At 70.7% G+C, this 13,926-nt stretch carries 16 protein-coding genes and 1 tRNA gene; 4 read left to right on the top strand and 13 right to left on the bottom strand.

Translation table 11 applies throughout. The annotated features are described in order from the left end of the window. Window positions 1–24: 24 nt before the first annotated feature. From DJ019_RS18495 to DJ019_RS18485, 3 genes are read right to left on the bottom strand one after another with little or no spacing between them, the layout of a single operon-like run. A complete protein-coding gene (locus DJ019_RS18495) occupies window positions 25–1,260 on the bottom strand; it encodes a PQQ-dependent sugar dehydrogenase (RefSeq protein WP_111277822.1) in 1,236 nt (411 codons plus the stop codon). Next, window positions 1,260–2,957, bottom strand: a complete 1,698-nt coding sequence (asnB, locus tag DJ019_RS18490) for an asparagine synthase (glutamine-hydrolyzing) (protein WP_111277820.1) — start codon at window positions 2,955–2,957, stop codon at window positions 1,260–1,262. Before asnB ends, DJ019_RS18495 begins: the two co-directional genes overlap by 1 nt. Further along, window positions 2,957–3,985, bottom strand: a complete 1,029-nt coding sequence (locus DJ019_RS18485) for a glycosyltransferase (RefSeq protein WP_111277818.1) — start codon at window positions 3,983–3,985, stop codon at window positions 2,957–2,959. The genes asnB and DJ019_RS18485 overlap by 1 nt, the downstream gene beginning before the upstream one ends. A gap of 102 nt (window positions 3,986–4,087) precedes the next feature. Between DJ019_RS18485 and DJ019_RS18480 the strand changes: the two genes are divergently transcribed. Continuing rightward, window positions 4,088–4,164: transfer RNA gene (locus tag DJ019_RS18480), tRNA-Met, on the top strand. Between the two features lie 101 nt (window positions 4,165–4,265). Here DJ019_RS18480 and DJ019_RS18475 read toward each other — a convergent pair. Continuing rightward, window positions 4,266–4,961: a PEPxxWA-CTERM sorting domain-containing protein gene (locus DJ019_RS18475; RefSeq protein WP_205854204.1), complete on the bottom strand. Its 696-nt coding sequence runs from the start codon at window positions 4,959–4,961 to the stop codon at window positions 4,266–4,268. 116 nt (window positions 4,962–5,077) lie between these two features. After that, window positions 5,078–5,860, bottom strand: a complete 783-nt coding sequence (locus tag DJ019_RS18470) for a LytR/AlgR family response regulator transcription factor (RefSeq protein ID WP_111277814.1) — start codon at window positions 5,858–5,860, stop codon at window positions 5,078–5,080. A gap of 201 nt (window positions 5,861–6,061) precedes the next feature. Between DJ019_RS18470 and DJ019_RS18465 the strand changes: the two genes are divergently transcribed. Beyond that, on the top strand, window positions 6,062–7,135 hold the full coding sequence (locus DJ019_RS18465) for a sensor histidine kinase (protein WP_111277812.1): 1,074 nt from the start codon (window positions 6,062–6,064) through the stop codon (window positions 7,133–7,135). On the opposite strand, the gene DJ019_RS18460 is transcribed toward DJ019_RS18465, so the two are convergent. After that, complete coding sequence (locus DJ019_RS18460; RefSeq protein ID WP_111277810.1) at window positions 7,132–7,332, bottom strand: DUF2188 domain-containing protein; 201 nt, start codon at window positions 7,330–7,332, stop codon at window positions 7,132–7,134. The genes DJ019_RS18465 and DJ019_RS18460 overlap by 4 nt on opposite strands. Window positions 7,333–7,446: 114 nt before the next feature. Further along, window positions 7,447–8,202 carry an outer membrane beta-barrel protein gene (locus DJ019_RS18455; protein WP_111277808.1) on the bottom strand — a complete coding sequence of 252 codons (756 nt, stop codon included), beginning with the start codon at window positions 8,200–8,202 and terminating at the stop codon, window positions 7,447–7,449. Window positions 8,203–8,493: 291 nt separating this feature from the next. Here DJ019_RS18455 and DJ019_RS18450 point away from each other — a divergent pair, with 291 nt between their 5' ends. Further along, window positions 8,494–8,691: a hypothetical protein gene (locus tag DJ019_RS18450; protein ID WP_111277806.1), complete on the top strand. Its 198-nt coding sequence runs from the start codon at window positions 8,494–8,496 to the stop codon at window positions 8,689–8,691. 7 nt (window positions 8,692–8,698) lie between these two features. Here the strand turns inward: DJ019_RS18450 and DJ019_RS18445 are convergent, their stop codons facing one another. Together DJ019_RS18445 and DJ019_RS18440 are read right to left on the bottom strand one after the other, a co-directional pair. After that, window positions 8,699–9,319, bottom strand: coding sequence for a class I SAM-dependent methyltransferase (locus DJ019_RS18445; RefSeq protein ID WP_111277884.1), 621 nt, complete (start codon window positions 9,317–9,319; stop codon window positions 8,699–8,701). 34 nt (window positions 9,320–9,353) lie between these two features. After that, window positions 9,354–10,397 (bottom strand): DUF2125 domain-containing protein, encoded by a 1,044-nt coding sequence (locus DJ019_RS18440; protein ID WP_165844074.1) that lies wholly within the window; start codon window positions 10,395–10,397, stop codon window positions 9,354–9,356. A gap of 30 nt (window positions 10,398–10,427) precedes the next feature. Between DJ019_RS18440 and DJ019_RS18435 the strand changes: the two genes are divergently transcribed. Then, entirely contained in the window at window positions 10,428–10,964 is a 537-nt protein-coding gene (locus DJ019_RS18435) for a gamma-glutamylcyclotransferase (protein ID WP_111277802.1), read from the top strand. Here DJ019_RS18435 and DJ019_RS18430 read toward each other — a convergent pair. From DJ019_RS18430 to DJ019_RS18415, 4 genes are read right to left on the bottom strand one after another with little or no spacing between them, the layout of a single operon-like run. Further along, the gene (locus DJ019_RS18430) at window positions 10,961–11,665 is read right to left on the bottom strand and encodes a lysophospholipid acyltransferase family protein (RefSeq protein ID WP_111277800.1); all 705 of its coding nucleotides are present in this window, start codon (window positions 11,663–11,665) and stop codon (window positions 10,961–10,963) included. The two genes, DJ019_RS18435 and DJ019_RS18430, sit on opposite strands and share 4 nt — an antisense overlap. Next, complete coding sequence (locus tag DJ019_RS18425; protein ID WP_111277798.1) at window positions 11,662–12,291, bottom strand: YdcF family protein; 630 nt, start codon at window positions 12,289–12,291, stop codon at window positions 11,662–11,664. Before DJ019_RS18425 ends, DJ019_RS18430 begins: the two co-directional genes overlap by 4 nt. Further along, window positions 12,291–13,181 carry a cell division protein FtsX gene (locus tag DJ019_RS18420; protein ID WP_111277796.1) on the bottom strand — a complete coding sequence of 297 codons (891 nt, stop codon included), beginning with the start codon at window positions 13,179–13,181 and terminating at the stop codon, window positions 12,291–12,293. The genes DJ019_RS18425 and DJ019_RS18420 overlap by 1 nt, the downstream gene beginning before the upstream one ends. Then, on the bottom strand, window positions 13,178–13,903 hold the full coding sequence (locus DJ019_RS18415; RefSeq protein WP_240606540.1) for a cell division ATP-binding protein FtsE: 726 nt from the start codon (window positions 13,901–13,903) through the stop codon (window positions 13,178–13,180). The genes DJ019_RS18420 and DJ019_RS18415 overlap by 4 nt, the downstream gene beginning before the upstream one ends. Between the last annotated feature and the right edge of the window lie 23 nt (window positions 13,904–13,926).

The raw sequence follows: 13,926 nt of genomic DNA, 5'->3' as shown, positions 1-13,926 counted from the left end.
CGCCGGCGCGGGGATGAGCGGGGGTTAGCGAGGCGCGACCCGAAGCACGCGGCCCTTCTCGTTGTCGGTGGCGACGTAGAGGGCGCCGTCGGGGCCGACGACCACGTCGCGCAGGCGCTCGCCGACCTCTGTGAGGATCCGTTCCTCGCCGACCACCTTGTCGCCCTTCAGCGTCAGGCGACCGAGGTACTTGGGGCCAAGACCGGTCACGAACAGGCTGCCCTTCCAGGCGGGGGCGGCGGCGTGCTCGTAGAAGGCCATGCCGCCCGGCGCGATCACCGGGTCCCAGTAGTAGATGGGCTGTTCCATGCCCGCCTTCTGGGTGATGCCGCCGGTGATCGGGCCGCCGGCGTATTCGATGCCGTAGGCGATTGTGGGCCAGCCGTAGTCGCGGCCCTTGCGGACGATGTTGAGCTCGTCGCCGCCGCGCGTGCCGTGCTCCACTTCCCAGAGCTCGCCGGTCTTCGGGTGCAGGGCGGCGCCGAGGATGTTGCGGTGGCCGATGGAGAAGATCTCGGGCTTCACGCCGGGCTTGCCGACGAACGGGTTGTCCTTGGGGGTCGAGCCGTCGGCGTTGATCCGCACCACCTTGCCCAGCGTGCCGTCCATCCGCTGGGCCTGCATGCGGCCCTCGGTGATCGAGCGTTCGCCGCCGGTGATGAAGAGCGTCCCGTCGCGGGCGAAGACCAGCCGGCCGCCGTAGTGCTTGGTCGACGGCAGGGAGGGGGTCTGGCGCCAGATGACCTCGACGTTCTCCAGCCGCGGCGGGCCGCCGGTGGTCACGAGCTTGCCGCGCGCGACGGCGGCCTGGTTCATGCCGTCCTTCGGCGGCTCTGCGTAGGCGAGGTAGACGAGGCCGTTCTGGGCGAACCTGGGATCGAGCGCGAGGCCCAGCAGGCCCCCCTGGTCCCGGGCGTCGACGGCCGGGACGCCGGCGACGGGTTCGGAGAGCTGGCCGTCCTTGAAGAGGCGCAGGCGGCCGGGCCGCTCGGTGATCAGGAGGCCGCCGTCGGGCATGAACGCCAGCCCCCAGGGGCGGACGAGGCCGGTGACGTGGTCGGTGACCTCATAGGCGACGCCCGCCTTGACCTCCGGCGCGCGGGTCTGGCCCGCGAATGCCGGCTTTTGGTCCTTGCCGTTGGGCGGCCGGGTCTCGACGGGCGCGGCGGCGGAGGTGGTCTGTGCGACGCCCGGCTCTCCGCCACATGCGGCGAGGACCACGGCGGCGGAGGCGGCCAGCATCACGGATTTGGCGGACATCAGGCAGGGGCTCCCAGCAAGGATTGGAGGGCTTCGGGGGGAGAAGCGCCTTCGAGATGAATTCGTGCCCAGACGGCGAAAAACAAGAGGGGCCAGCGGCGGCCGGCGGGGCCGTCGCGCATGACCGAGGCGGCGTCGGGAACCAGGCGCCGGACGGCCTCCACATCTGCGATGCGATGAGCGAGATCCGGCGCGCGCGGCGCGATCCACGCCTCGACCGGCACGGTGAAGCCCTGCTTCTTCGCCCAGGGCGCAGCGGCGGGACAGGCGCGCTCCAGCCACTTGCGCAGGATCCACTTGCCGTAGCCGCCGCGCACCTTCAGCCGGTCGGGCAGGCCCCAGGCGAAGGCGGCGACGTCGGGATCGAGGAACGGCGTGCGCCCCTCCAGCCCGTGGGCCATCAGGCAGCGGTCCAGCTTCAGCAGCAGGTCGTTCGGCAGCCAGGTGACGACGTCGGACCACTGGGCGTCCTGCAGGGGGGTGAGACCCCCGGGCGGACGGGCCGCCTCGCGCCAGGCGGCCAGGACGTCGGGCCGAGCGCCCCGCGGCTCGGCCGGCCGGCCGCCCAGAAGCTTCGGCCTCAGGGCCCGGCGATAGCGGCCGTAGCCGCCGAACAGCTCGTCGCCGCCTTCGCCGGTGAGGACGACGGTCAGCGTGTCCTTGGCGGCTTCCGCCAGCTTGTAGGTGGGGAGGGTGGCGTAGTCCGCGGTCGGGTCGTCCAGCGCCCAGGCGACCTCGGGGAGGATCCGCCAGAAGTCGGCCTCGCCGAAGGTGGTCTCGCGCCAGTCGAGGTTCAGGGCCCGGGCGACCGCCTCCGCCTGGGCCCGCTCGTCCGCGGCGCCGGGCGCATCGAAGCCGCAGGTGAAGGCGGTGACCGGCCGCTCGTTCAGCCGCGACATCAATGTGGCGACGGCCGCGCTGTCGATCCCGCCGGAGAGGAACAGGCCGTAGGGCACGTCGGCCCGCTGGTGGACGCGGACACTGTCTTCCAGGACCGCGTCGAGGCGATCGAGGAGCTGGCGCTCGTCGGCTGGAGCCGCAACCGGTTTGCGGGAAAGGGCGGCGCGCCGGTGGCTGGAGACGATCCGGCCATCGCGCACCTCCACCACCTCGCCCGGCGCGAGACGGCGCAGGCCGTGGAATATCGAGCGTTCGCCGAGGACATAGTTGAGGTCGAGCAGTTCGCGCGCGGCGCCGTCGTCCAGCACCTTCTGCATCAGGCCGGCGGCGAAGAAGGCGCGGGGCTCGGAGGCGAACGCGAGGCCGCCCCCATGCTCCATGATGTAGAGCGGCTTGATGCCGAACGGATCGCGAGCCAGCCAGGCGCGGCCGTCGCCGCCCACCAGGCACAGGGCGTACATGCCGCGCAGCCGCTGGAAGGCGGCCTCACCCTCGCGGGCGTAGAGATGCAGCAGGGGCTCGAAGTCGGAGCCGGTGGAGAGGACGTCCGCAAGCCCGTGCTCCCGGGCCAGTTCCAGGTAGTTGTAGATCTCGCCATTGCCGATGACCGCGCCGCCGGCCGCGTGGAGGGGCTGCCAGCCGCCCTCCAGGTCGATGATCGAGAGGCGGGCGTGGGCGAAGGCGGCGCCAGGTAGGGTCTCCAGGCGAACGCCATCCGGCCCCCGGTGGGTGAGCGCGCGGATCATCGGCTCGGCGGCGGCGTCCTCGCCCCCGAGCTGGCCGGCGATGCCGCACATCAGCCTTCTCCGTAGTCGGCGAAGAGCGACTTCCACTGGGCGACGACGGCGCCCTCCGAGAATTCGGCCTCCACGCGGTGGGTCCCGGCCGCGGCGAGGCGGGCGCGCAGGCCCGGGTCGGCGAGGAGCCGGCGGACTCCGTCGGCCAGGGCGGCCGGATCGTCGACCGCGATCAGCAGGCCGTCCTTGCCGTCCTGGATCAGGCCCCTGGGCCCCTGGCTGGCGGCAGCGACCACCGGCAGGCCGTGGGCCCAGCTTTGGATCACCACATTGCCGAGCGGCTCGAACCGCGAGGGGAAGACGCAGACGTCGGCCGTCCGGTAGAGCGCCGAAGCGTCGGTGCGCCAGCCCAGGAACCGGACGCGGGGGGCGACGCCAAGCGCCTCGGCCATGAGCTTGAGCTTGGCCTCCAGCGGCCCGACGCCGGCGATCCAGAGATAGGCGTCGGGAAGTTCGACCAGCGCTTGGAGGGCTATGTCATGGGCCTTGTTCTCGTGAAGGCGGCCCATGGCCAGCAGCAGGGGCGCATCGGCCGGGGTGCCCAGGCCGGCCCGGTCCACGGGCTCGGCCTTCGGCGGCGCGGCGGCGAAGTTCGGGATGCAGGTGACCCGGCCCGCGGGCCAGCCCTGGCTCACCACCCACTCGGCGATGTCCTCGGTGTTGGCCACCAGGTGGTCGAAGCCCTTGTAGTACTTCAGGCTGTAGTAGCCGCCGAGCCGGCCGATGCGGGCCCAGGGGCCGCGCGGCGTGTGGCGGGCGGCGCGGTTCATCCAGGCTACGGCGACGCGGGTCCGGTGGAGGGTGGCGAAACCGGCGGCGGCGGGCTTGGTCAGGATGTCGATGGGGCCTCCGAACCGCAGCACCTTCGTCGGCACGCCGGCGGTCTTCAGACGCGTCTCGCGAACTGCATTGCCGCGGATCACGGCGGCCTGCGGCACGCCGGCGCGCGCCAGGGCTTCCACGAGGTCGACGAAGTAGGTCTCCGCCCCGCCTTCGCCGGCGGTTCCCAGGAGGTGCAGCACGCTCATCGCGGGATCGAACCTAGCGGGTTGCGACGCTTCGCCCAAGCGCTTGAAGCCGAGCGTCTCTGCCCCTATAACCCCCGCCTCGCGCGGCGAGCGCCCTGGCTTGGCTGGGTAGCTCAGCTGGTTAGAGCGGTGGATTCATAACCCACAGGTCGGCGGTTCGAGCCCGCCCCCCGCCACCAGGGCGTCGCCGCGCGAATTTCCCCACCCTGCGGACCATCAGGCACGAAAAAGCGCGCGCCCAGGCGAGCGCGCGCTTCAGGGTTCGAGCGGAGCTGTCCGATCAGGCGGCGGCGAATCCCTGGCGACGGCGGCGGATGGCGACGCCAGTCCCCATGAAGCCCATGATCATCATCGCCCAGGTCGCGGGCTCTGGCACCGCGCCGCCCGGTGGCGGGGCGGCCTGGCTCGATTCGAAGACGACCTCGCCGAGGCCACAGCCGTTGTGCGCCGCGCCGGCAGCGTTGCAGCCGGTGATGTTGAACGCGAAGTACCGGCGGCGGATGCTCTGGTGATTGACCACCGTCGGGCCGTAGTCCACGCCGAACGGATTCTGGACCCGGACGCTGGAGCCGCCGTAGCCCGAAAGGCTGGTGGGCGAATTCCCCGCACGGAAGGTGATGAAGTCCATGCTGGTGGCGTCTTCGTTGAAGAACGCCAAGCCGGTGATCTCCACGAGCTCGCCGAAGTCGAACAGGACTGTCGCGCTCGTCGTGGGGCCTTCGCTCAGCCACTCGCCAGCGTCGAAGGCATGTAGCGGGTTGGTGGCGATGTAGGTGTCAAAATCCGTGACGCCGCTGACGTACCTCTTTGAGAGACCCGACTGGTTGATGATGTTCGTGGCGTCGTAGCCGGCAGCCGTGCCGCCGGTCAGGATCGTGACGCTCTTGGGACTGATGATCACGCCGGCGGCGGCCGGTCCAGCGATCGCCGCGGCCGCAGCGCTGGCGAGGGCCAGGGATTGAAGACGCTTACGCACGTGCCTGCTCCATGTCTGATTTCGAGGGCAGGGTGGGTGTGGGGCGCGGCTTGGCCGGTCGCCATGCGCCATCGGTGAATGGCGGCTCGCCGCCGTCGGATGACGTCGGATTCCCCTCAGCGGCGAGCCGAGAGCTCTCGGACTACAGGCAGATAGGTCTTGCCCACCCGAACCTCCTGGCCGGAGGTCAGCACGATGCGGCAGTCGCCGTACTGCTTCTGGCGAATGGCGCGGATGCGGTCGATCCGGACCAGCGCCGACCGGCGGACGCGGACGAAGGACCGGGGGTCGAGCCCGGCCTCGATATCGCCGAGCGGGCCGCGGATCAGGAAGGAGCCGGTGTCGGCGTGCAGGCGAACGTAGTCGCCCTCGGCTTCCAGCCACTCGATCTGGTGGACATGCACGCGGACCAACTCGCCACGGCGGTCGGCCCAGAACTCCCGCGTGAAGCGGGGGTCGACCGGCTCGCGCTCGCGCTGGAGCGCGGCGACGACATTGCGGAGTTCAGCCGCCTGGCGCTCGGCCGCGGTCAGGCTGAGGGTCTGTCGCGCACGCTGGAGCGCGTCCTGCAGGCGGGCGAAATCCACCGGCTTCAGCACATAGTCGATCGCCCGGACGCGGAAGGCCCGGGCGGCGTAGGCCTCGAAGGCGGTGACGAAGATCACGAGCGGAGCTTCGGCCTGATGCAGGTGTTCCAGCATCTCGAAGCCGCCGAGGTTCGCCATCTCCACATCGAGCAGCACGACGTCGGGGCGAAGGGCGGCGACCAGCTCCGCCCCCTCGGCGCCGCTGAACGCCCGTCCGACGAGGATGGCGTCGGGCATCTGGGCAAGCGCCAGCTCGATCCGGCGCAGCGCCAGTTCCTCATCGTCGACGGCCAGGACACGAAGTGGAGGCATCAGGAGGCGAGCGGCTCACGCGGCTGCGGCGGAGGAAGGCGCCGGAGATCGATGTCCCACGCAGGGCCGTCGCAAGTCCACAGGCGTCCGTCGACGCAGAGCCGCCGTTCACCGCGCCAGAAGCGTCGCATGTCACAAACCGCGCGACGATACCTCCGGGGGAGCCTGGGCCGCCGGCCTGGGCTGGGGTAGGGACGGGACATGCTGGATGTTGAACGGTCGCGTCCATCGCGCGGGCGGCTGGGGTGGGGCGCCATCGCGGTGCTGGCCTTAGCGCACTGGTCGGCCATCGGTCTGTGGGGACAGGCCCTGAACCTCATGAACGGGATACCGTGGACTCCCCGGCTGATCCCGGGCGTGCTGGTCGAGATCGTGGTTGCCGCGGCGATCAGCGTGGGCGGCTATGCGGCGATCCGGGCGGGGTTTCGCCTGTCGCGCGGCGCATGGCCGTGGATCGCCCTGGGCGCCGCAGTCGGGGGTTCCGCGCTGAACGCACTGACCAGTCCCCTGATCTCGCAGGTCTTCGTGGTGCTGAAGATCCGTGCGACCGGGCTGACGCTCTTTGCGTGGGATACGCTGTTCTCCCTGCCCCCCTTCCTGCTGTGGTCGCTGCTCGTGATGGTGGTGGAGTACGGCCGGCTGATGCGCGAGCGCGACGCGCGGCTGGCGCAGGCGACCGTGTCGGCGCGCGAGGCCGAGATCCGCGCGCTGCACTACCAGGTCAATCCGCACTTCCTCTACAACGCGCTAAACTCGATCTCGACGCTGATCCTGGACGGCCGGCCGAAGGACGCCGACCGGATGGTGATGGGGTTGGCGGCCTTCTTCCGCGCGAATCTGTCCGCCGACCCGCTCGCCGACGTGAAGCTGAGCGAGGAGATCGAGCAGCAGAAGCTGTATCTGTCGCTGGAGGAGGCCCGCTACGCCGGCCGGCTCCGGATCAGCATTTCCGTCGATGATGACGTGGCCGACGCCCTGACGCCGACGCTGATCCTCCAGCCGCTGGTCGAGAACGCCGTGAAGCACGGCGTTCATGCACCCGGCAGGGAAACGCACATCGAGATCGTGGCGCGACGCGAGGGCGACGATGTCGTCATCCGGGTCTCGGACGATGGTCCGGGCGCGAGCCAGGCCATCGGCGCAGGCGTGGGCCTGCTGAACGTCCGCAAGCGACTGGAGGCGCGGTTCGGAGGGCGATCGGGAATCCAGGCGGGGCCGGTGGCCGAAGGCGGGTTCGCGGCGGTTCTCCGGATGCCGTTCGTCGCGTCGGATTAGGCGGCGTCGGTCTCGCCGGCAGGGGGCGTATTGATCCTGACGATGACCTCGTAGCCCTGGGCCTCGGCCTTGCGCGCGGCGCCGGTGGCCGCGGCGACCGCCGTGTCGAGGCTGGAATAGGGTCCGAAGTGCTTGCCGTTCAGGCCGACCTTCCAGACCTCGTCCAGAAAATCGACGGTGTATTCGACCGTGGGCAACCCGCTGTCCTCCCTCTCTGGGCGGGAGACTCGCAGATTCGCGGGCATGCGGATGCGAAAACGCCCCCGGAGTGGGGTCCGGGGGCGTTGCGTGTCGGTGCTGACAGCCGCGGATTAGCGGGTCAGGCCAGCGCCGAACAGCTTGGTGACCGAGCCCAGCGAGGCGCCCGAGTCGTTACGGTCCTTCAGCGTGCCGCCGAAGGTGTAGCGGACGCCGATGCGGAAGGTGTCGGCGTTCACGTCGAAGTCGTTGACGTCGAAGTGATCGTAGCCGGCCACGACGCTGAACGGGGTGTCCGCGAACTGGTACTCGGCTTCCACGCCGGCGTTCCAGGCGTCGGCGTCGCCGCCGCGGACGTCGATGCGGTTGTAGCCGAGCGAGCCCTGGAGGCGGAAGTTGTCGGACACGAAGTGGCGGACTTCACCGCGGACGGCCCAGAAGTCGGCGTCGCCGAGGTCGTCCGAGGTGCCGTAGCCGGCCTGGCCATACAGGGTGGTCGCGGGCGCCAGGGCGACCTGGCCTTCAACGCCGAGGCCCCAGAAGGTGACGTCGTCCGAGGTTTCCACGCCGGCGAAGCCGCCGACCAGGCCCGAGCCGGCCTTGGTGTTCAGGTGGCCGGTCACGCCAAAGGTGGTTTGGGAGTCTTCGGCGTCCGAGATGGCGCCGTCGATCTGGGCGCCCAGCGAGCCCGCGTCGAAGCGCACGGCGCCTTCGACCTGCCAGCTGTCCAGGTCGGCGTCGAGGCCGGCGGCGTCGATGTCGGTACGGCCGTAGTTGGCGCCGATGTGGCCGATGGTTTGAGCGTTGGCGGCCACAGCCGACCCGAGGAAGGCCACGACGGCGGCCGCGGCGAAGAGGTTCTTTTTCATTTGAATCCCAGAACTAGAGAAGGGCGCGGCACCTAGGGGTGGTCGGCGCGCTGCTCAAGCTTTGGGCGCCTCTGCGCAAACGTGTTCCACGCAATTGTGTCGATTGGGCAACAGTTTTGCTGTCACTTGATACCTTTGGGGTAACATGTGCCACTTCAGTGTTCGCTGAGCGTGGTGCGCGGTTTGGTTGTGTGTCGTGGCGACGCATCTGGCACGCGTCTTGTTGCGTAACGCGTTAGGTGGGCCACAACGGCACACCGGCTGGAATGTGACAGCAGGGGAGCCATGCCAATGGCGTCTTCCGTCGTGGTGGCCCGAAGCAACACAAACGGGCTCGAGTATCTCGCCGAGGGGGCGCGGGTCGCCTGGACCGAGGCGTCCGACCTGGCCCAGCAGTTCCAGACCGTGCGCGACGCCACCCGCGCCGCCATGCGCTTGCCGAGCCGATTCCGGGCCTTCGCCCTGCCGGTGCACGAACCGGCGAACTGACGACGGCTCAGGGCGTCGCTTCGCCCCACTCGTTCCAGCCGGCGATGCGCGGCGTGTTGGGCACGTACATGCTGTCGGAACGTGTGATCTTGAACCCGGCCGCTTCGATGGCCGAGGTGATCGGCCGCGTCAGATGGCAGCCGCCGGCGATGCGCTTCCACACCGGCTCGATGCGGCGCTGCCACTTGGCGATATCGGCGTCGGGCGCCAGGCCGTGCTCGCAATAGAGGAGCCGCCCGCCCGGCTTCAGCACGCGGCGCGCCTCGGCCAGGGCTGCGGCCGGGGTGTGCACGGAGCAAAGGGTGAAGGTGCAGACGACACAGTCGAACGACTTGTCCTCGAATGGCAGCGCCTCGGCCGTGCCGTCCTCGACCTTCACCGACAGACGTGGATCGTGCGGCGCCGCCTCGGCCACGGCGCGGAGCTCGGCGGCCGGATCGACCCCCGTGACGCTGCTGACCTTGTCGGCGTCATAGAGGGCCAGGTTCAGCCCCATGCCGATGCCCAGCTCCAGGACGCGGCCCTCGGCCTTGGGTACGATCTTGGCGCGCTGCTTCATCATCGGCGGCGACGAGCAGGCGCATTTGAGCAGCCGGGGCAGGATGAAGCGGTCGTAGAGCGAGGCCATGCCCGCCACCATGGCGCCGCTTACCCTGCGGCGCCTATCTCGGATCGTAGACCTTGGGCGCCGGGGCGATGGCGACCGGGCCCAGGGTGGTCTGGCCCGCCTCGAAATTGAGGGTGACGCGGGCGAGGTCGCCGGTCTGGCGGGCGGTGGCCACCGCGGCGGCGGCGTCGGCCCGGTCCTGCGGGATGGCGCCGGCCGCACCGATGGCGCCGAGCGCGCGCGGCGCCTGGCGCAGGGAGACGTCCATGACGCCGGTCAGGCGGCCGTCCGATCCCACGCCCAGCCTGCCCGAGTTCGCGCCGAGCAGGGCGTCGCCGGCGGTGAGCCCTGCACGCTGCACCCGCATCGTCCCGCCGGCGCGGACCCAGTTGCGGACCGCGTCAGGCCAGTCACGTCCGCGGAAGGCGCTGATCTTGGTCATCCGGCCATCCCACTCGATCGAGACCGGCTTGTCGCCGGCGACCCGCCCCAGCAGGCCCGAGAGCTGCGCCTTGCCGGACTTGACGCTGAGCCATACGCCGGCCTCGTCACCCACCTCGCTGGGCGCCTGCCGCAGGTGGAATTCGACTCGCTCAGCCGTGGCGAGGCCGAAGGTCTGGGCGCCGGCCGCCGGTTGGAACTTCAGATCAACCCCCTCGAACGAGATGTTGGGCGGCGTATTGGATAGGTGGGTGAGGCTGGCGCGGATCAGCTTGCCCTCCACTCGGACCGGCCCGCCGATCGGGCGGACGAAGGTCAGGCCCTGGGGCGCGGCGATCAGCCAGCTCGTCGGCGCGTGGACGAAGGCCTGGGCCTCCAGAACCGGCGCCTCCAGAGCCCAGCCGGAGCGGTCGCGAATCCGGGCTTCGGTGAGCGCGATGTTCAGGCGGAAGGGGTAGCCGCGGAAGGATCGCTCCTTCCACGCGATCTCGTAGCCCGCGTCCCGGAGTCGCTGCACGGCGGCGTCCAGCCGGGCGTCGGCCTGGCCGCGCAGCCAGATCCAGCCGGCGCTGAGGACGATGACGAAGATGGTCGCCAGTCCGAACGCGACATAGATCGGGCGGCGGCTGGCTTTACGGGGCGCGGTGGTATCGGGCACAGACATCTGCAGCGTGGTTCGAGGGGTGGGATGGCGTCGGAACGGTGGGTGTTCGGCTATGGTTCGCTGATGTGGCGGCCGGGCTTCCCGTTCGTGGAGCGGCGCGGCGCCACCTTACACGGACGTCGGCGGGCCTTCTGCATCTATTCCGTCCATCATCGCGGGACATACGAGCGGCCGGGGCTGGTGCTGGGCCTGGCGCCGGGCGGCGCCTGCCGGGGCGCGGCCTATCGGGTGGACGAGGCGGACTGGCCCGAGGTTTACGCCTATCTGCTGGAGCGGGAACAGCCCACCGAGACCTACATCGAGGCCCGACGGCATGTGCGGCTCGACGACGGGCGCCGCGAGGAGGCGCTGTGCTTCCTGTCGGACGTGCGCCACCCCCAGTGGGCCGGCGCGCTGAGCCTGGATCGGCAGGCCGAGCTTATCGCGGGGGCCGCGGGGCTCTCGGGCCGAAACGTCGAGTACCTGCGCGACCTCGTCGAGCACCTCAGGGAGATGCGGGTGCGCGACGGAGCCATGGAGCGCCTGCTGGCGATGGTCGAGGCCCGCGAACTCGCGGGTTAGAGGGCCAGGAGCTCGGTCGACTTCGTCTCGATCCGCTCCTCGAGGATGCGCATGAATTCCGCGCGCTTCAGGCCCGGCGGGATCGGTTCGAGATACTCGAAGACGATCGTCCCGGGGCGGCGGATGAAGCCGTGCGCCGGCCAGTGGACGCCGGCGTTGGTGGCCACGGGATACACGGGCACGTCGAGTTCCCGGTACAGGGCCGCGATGCCGGGCTTGTAGTCGGGCGGCGCGCCGGGCGCCTTGCGGGTGCCTTCCGGGAAGATCACTACCTGCCGGCCCTGCCGGAACCGTTCGGTCCCCTCGCGGATCACCTGGCGCATGGTCTTCGAATGGCCCTCGCGGTCGATGACGATCGCCCCCGCCTTGCGGGCGTACCAGGCGAGCCAGGGGATCCAGCCCAGCTCCTTCTTCATCACGAAGACCGAGGCCGGCAGCCAGGTGAACTGGGCGAAGACGTCCAGCATGCACTGGTGCTTTGGCGCGACCAGGGCCGCGCCAGTGGGGATGAACTCGCGCCCGCGGACCTCCACCCTGATCCCGCAGATGACCAGGCCGCCCGTCACGCCGCGCCCCCAGAAGTGGAACATGGCATGGACCCAGCGCGTGGGGCCCAGCAGGAGCGGCGTCGCCAGGACCGCGACGGCGGCGGTCCACAGATAGAAGAAGATCACATAGGCGAAAGAGCGCAGGGCGATCACGGGACGGCCTTCTGTTGCGCCGACGGAGCTTCGCGGGGGCCGAGCCCCAGCACGGCTTCGCGGCCGAGGATCGCCAGATACTTGCAATACTCGACCACCATCAACCGCGCGGCCGCGGGCTCACGCCACCAGGCGCGGCGCTTCAGGGCCCGCGTGGGGACGGCATAGGACTGGGCGCTGATCCCCGTGTCCCGCAGCACGGCGTTCAACTCCAGCATGGCGCGCGGCATGTGGTAGTCGGCGGTGACGATGATCAGCGAGCGGTAGCGCATGGCCCGGGCCCAGGCGAGGGTCTCGCGGGCGTTGCCGACCGTGTCGGCGGCGGTGAAGCCCAGGTCGACGCAGCAGTCGTAGAGCTGGCGGACCGCGCGGCTGACGTGGCGCACGTCTTCGCGCGTCGCCTTGCGGTCGACGCCGGACACCAGCATCCGGCGGCCGTAGCCGTCCTCCAGCAGCCCCATGGCGGCCGACAGGCGCGCGTTCGAATTCGCGCCCGTGAGGGCGACGATGCCCTGCGCCGGCTGTGGCGCGCGCGGCGGGGTCGACTGCTGGACCCGGGTGGCGAAGGCCATGAGGCCCGAGAACCAGATCAGCGCCAGGACCAGGAAGGCGGCGATCGACTTCATCAGAGCCGTTGTATCAGCCGCCGCGCGGTGATGCGCGCCGCCACCGCCGCGACGAGGGCCGCGAGAACCGGGCAGGGGAGGACCACGAGCAGATCGACCCAGGCGATCGGGAGGGCGGGGGTGATTCCCTCGCCGCCGCCCACGAGGCGCAGGGCTCCGCCGAGCAGGCCCGCAGCCAGGGCGCCGGCCGCGCCGGCCACGGCGGCGATGCCGGCGAAACGCAGCTCGAAGAGGTTCGAGATCTGACCGTCCTCGGCCCCGGTCAGGTGCAGGACCTCCACCACGTCCTTGCGGGCGGCGATGCCGGCCCGGGTGGCGAACGCGACCACGGCCGCCGCCGCGCCGGCGATCAGCAGAAGGATGGCCGACGCGATCCAGCGCACCACCTCCGCGGCGCCGCGGATGTCCTCGATCCAGACGCTGTGGTCGTCGACGACGGCGTCGAGCTCCTGGGCCTTCAGCGCCCGTCCCAGTGCCGCGGCGGTGGCGGGCTTGCGGGCGTCGAGGCCGACGGCCACGAGCCGCGGGACGGGAAGGTCGTCCAGATCGGCGACATCGCCGATCCAGGGCTCGATGAGGGCGTAGGCCTTCTCCTTCTCCAGGGCGCGCGCCTCGGAGACGCCGGGCACGCCCGCCAGCACCTCCGCCGCCCTCGCGGCCGCGGCGTCGGGGGTCTCGCCGCCGCGGGCGCGGACGATGACCGTCGCCTCCGCCGTGAGCTGGTCGGTCCAGCCCTGAGCCGCCCGGCTGGAGGCGATCACGCCCAGCGCGGTCAGGCAGGCGAGGAAACTCAGCACCGCGACCACGAACAGAAGGGCCGGGTCGCGCGCATCCTCTTGCGGCAGGAACGGCGCCGGGCGCCAGCGCTGGGGGTCGAAGGCCTCGCTCATTCCACGGGCCCCTGCGGCGGCAGCGGGCGCAGCCGGCCCTTGTCCAGGTGCAGCACCGGCCGGGCCGACCGGGCTACGAGGTCCTGGTCGTGGGTGGCGATGATCACGGTCGTGCCCAGGCGGTTGAGCTCGACGAACAGGCGGTAGATCCGCAGCGCCATCTCGTGGTCGACGTTGCCGGTGGGTTCGTCGGCCAGCAGGATCTCGGGGCGCCCCACGACGGCTCGGGCGATGGCCAGCCGCTGCTTCTCTCCCCCGGCCAGGGTGGGGGGCAAGGCGTGCATGCGGCTCTTGAGGCCGACCCAGGCCAGCAGTTCCGCCACGTCGCCGCGATATTCCGAAGGCTTGTGGCCGGCGATGCGCAGGGGCAGGGCGGTGTTGTCGAACGCCGACAGGTGGTCGAGCAGGAGGAGGTCCTGGAAGACCACGCCGATCCGGCGACGCATCCGGGGCAATATCGACGCCGGCGCCGCGCCCACGTCCTCGCCGAACAGGCGGATGGAGCCCGAAGACGGGCGCGCGGCCAGGTAGATCAGCTTGAGCAGCGAGCTCTTGCCCGCGCCAGAGGGGCCGGTGATGAAGTGGAAGGAGCCACGCGGCAGCGACAGCGAGACGTCGCTCAGCACCTCGGGCCCGCGCCCATAGCGCATGGACACGCCGGAGAATCGAAGGATTTCGTCGGCCGAGGCGTCCTCGGCTGCGACGTGGGCGTTTCTGGACATGCGGGCCGAAATCGGCGACCTCG

This window comes from Phenylobacterium kunshanense, from assembly GCF_003254525.1.
Classification (GTDB): Bacteria; Pseudomonadota; Alphaproteobacteria; order Caulobacterales; family Caulobacteraceae; genus Phenylobacterium; species Phenylobacterium kunshanense.
Note: the sequence above shows the minus strand (reverse complement) of the source record. Positions and strands in the feature narration are given on the sequence as shown.

Coding starts and splice junctions, on each gene's coding strand:
- DJ019_RS18420 (WP_111277796.1), bottom strand. CDS start 13,181: ATGAGCGAGGCCTTCGACCCCCAGCGCTGGCGCCCGGCGCCGTTCCTG.
- DJ019_RS18425 (WP_111277798.1), bottom strand. CDS start 12,291: ATGAAGTCGATCGCCGCCTTCCTGGTCCTGGCGCTGATCTGGTTCTCG.
- DJ019_RS18495 (WP_111277822.1), bottom strand. CDS start 1,260: ATGTCCGCCAAATCCGTGATGCTGGCCGCCTCCGCCGCCGTGGTCCTC.
- DJ019_RS18470 (WP_111277814.1), bottom strand. CDS start 5,860: ATGCCTCCACTTCGTGTCCTGGCCGTCGACGATGAGGAACTGGCGCTG.
- DJ019_RS18465 (WP_111277812.1), top strand. CDS start 6,062: ATGCTGGATGTTGAACGGTCGCGTCCATCGCGCGGGCGGCTGGGGTGG.
- DJ019_RS18415 (WP_240606540.1), bottom strand. CDS start 13,903: ATGTCCAGAAACGCCCACGTCGCAGCCGAGGACGCCTCGGCCGACGAA.
- DJ019_RS18450 (WP_111277806.1), top strand. CDS start 8,494: ATGGCGTCTTCCGTCGTGGTGGCCCGAAGCAACACAAACGGGCTCGAG.
- DJ019_RS18445 (WP_111277884.1), bottom strand. CDS start 9,319: ATGGCCTCGCTCTACGACCGCTTCATCCTGCCCCGGCTGCTCAAATGC.
- asnB (WP_111277820.1), bottom strand. CDS start 2,957: ATGTGCGGCATCGCCGGCCAGCTCGGGGGCGAGGACGCCGCCGCCGAG.
- DJ019_RS18435 (WP_111277802.1), top strand. CDS start 10,428: ATGGCGTCGGAACGGTGGGTGTTCGGCTATGGTTCGCTGATGTGGCGG.
- DJ019_RS18485 (WP_111277818.1), bottom strand. CDS start 3,985: ATGAGCGTGCTGCACCTCCTGGGAACCGCCGGCGAAGGCGGGGCGGAG.
- DJ019_RS18455 (WP_111277808.1), bottom strand. CDS start 8,202: ATGAAAAAGAACCTCTTCGCCGCGGCCGCCGTCGTGGCCTTCCTCGGG.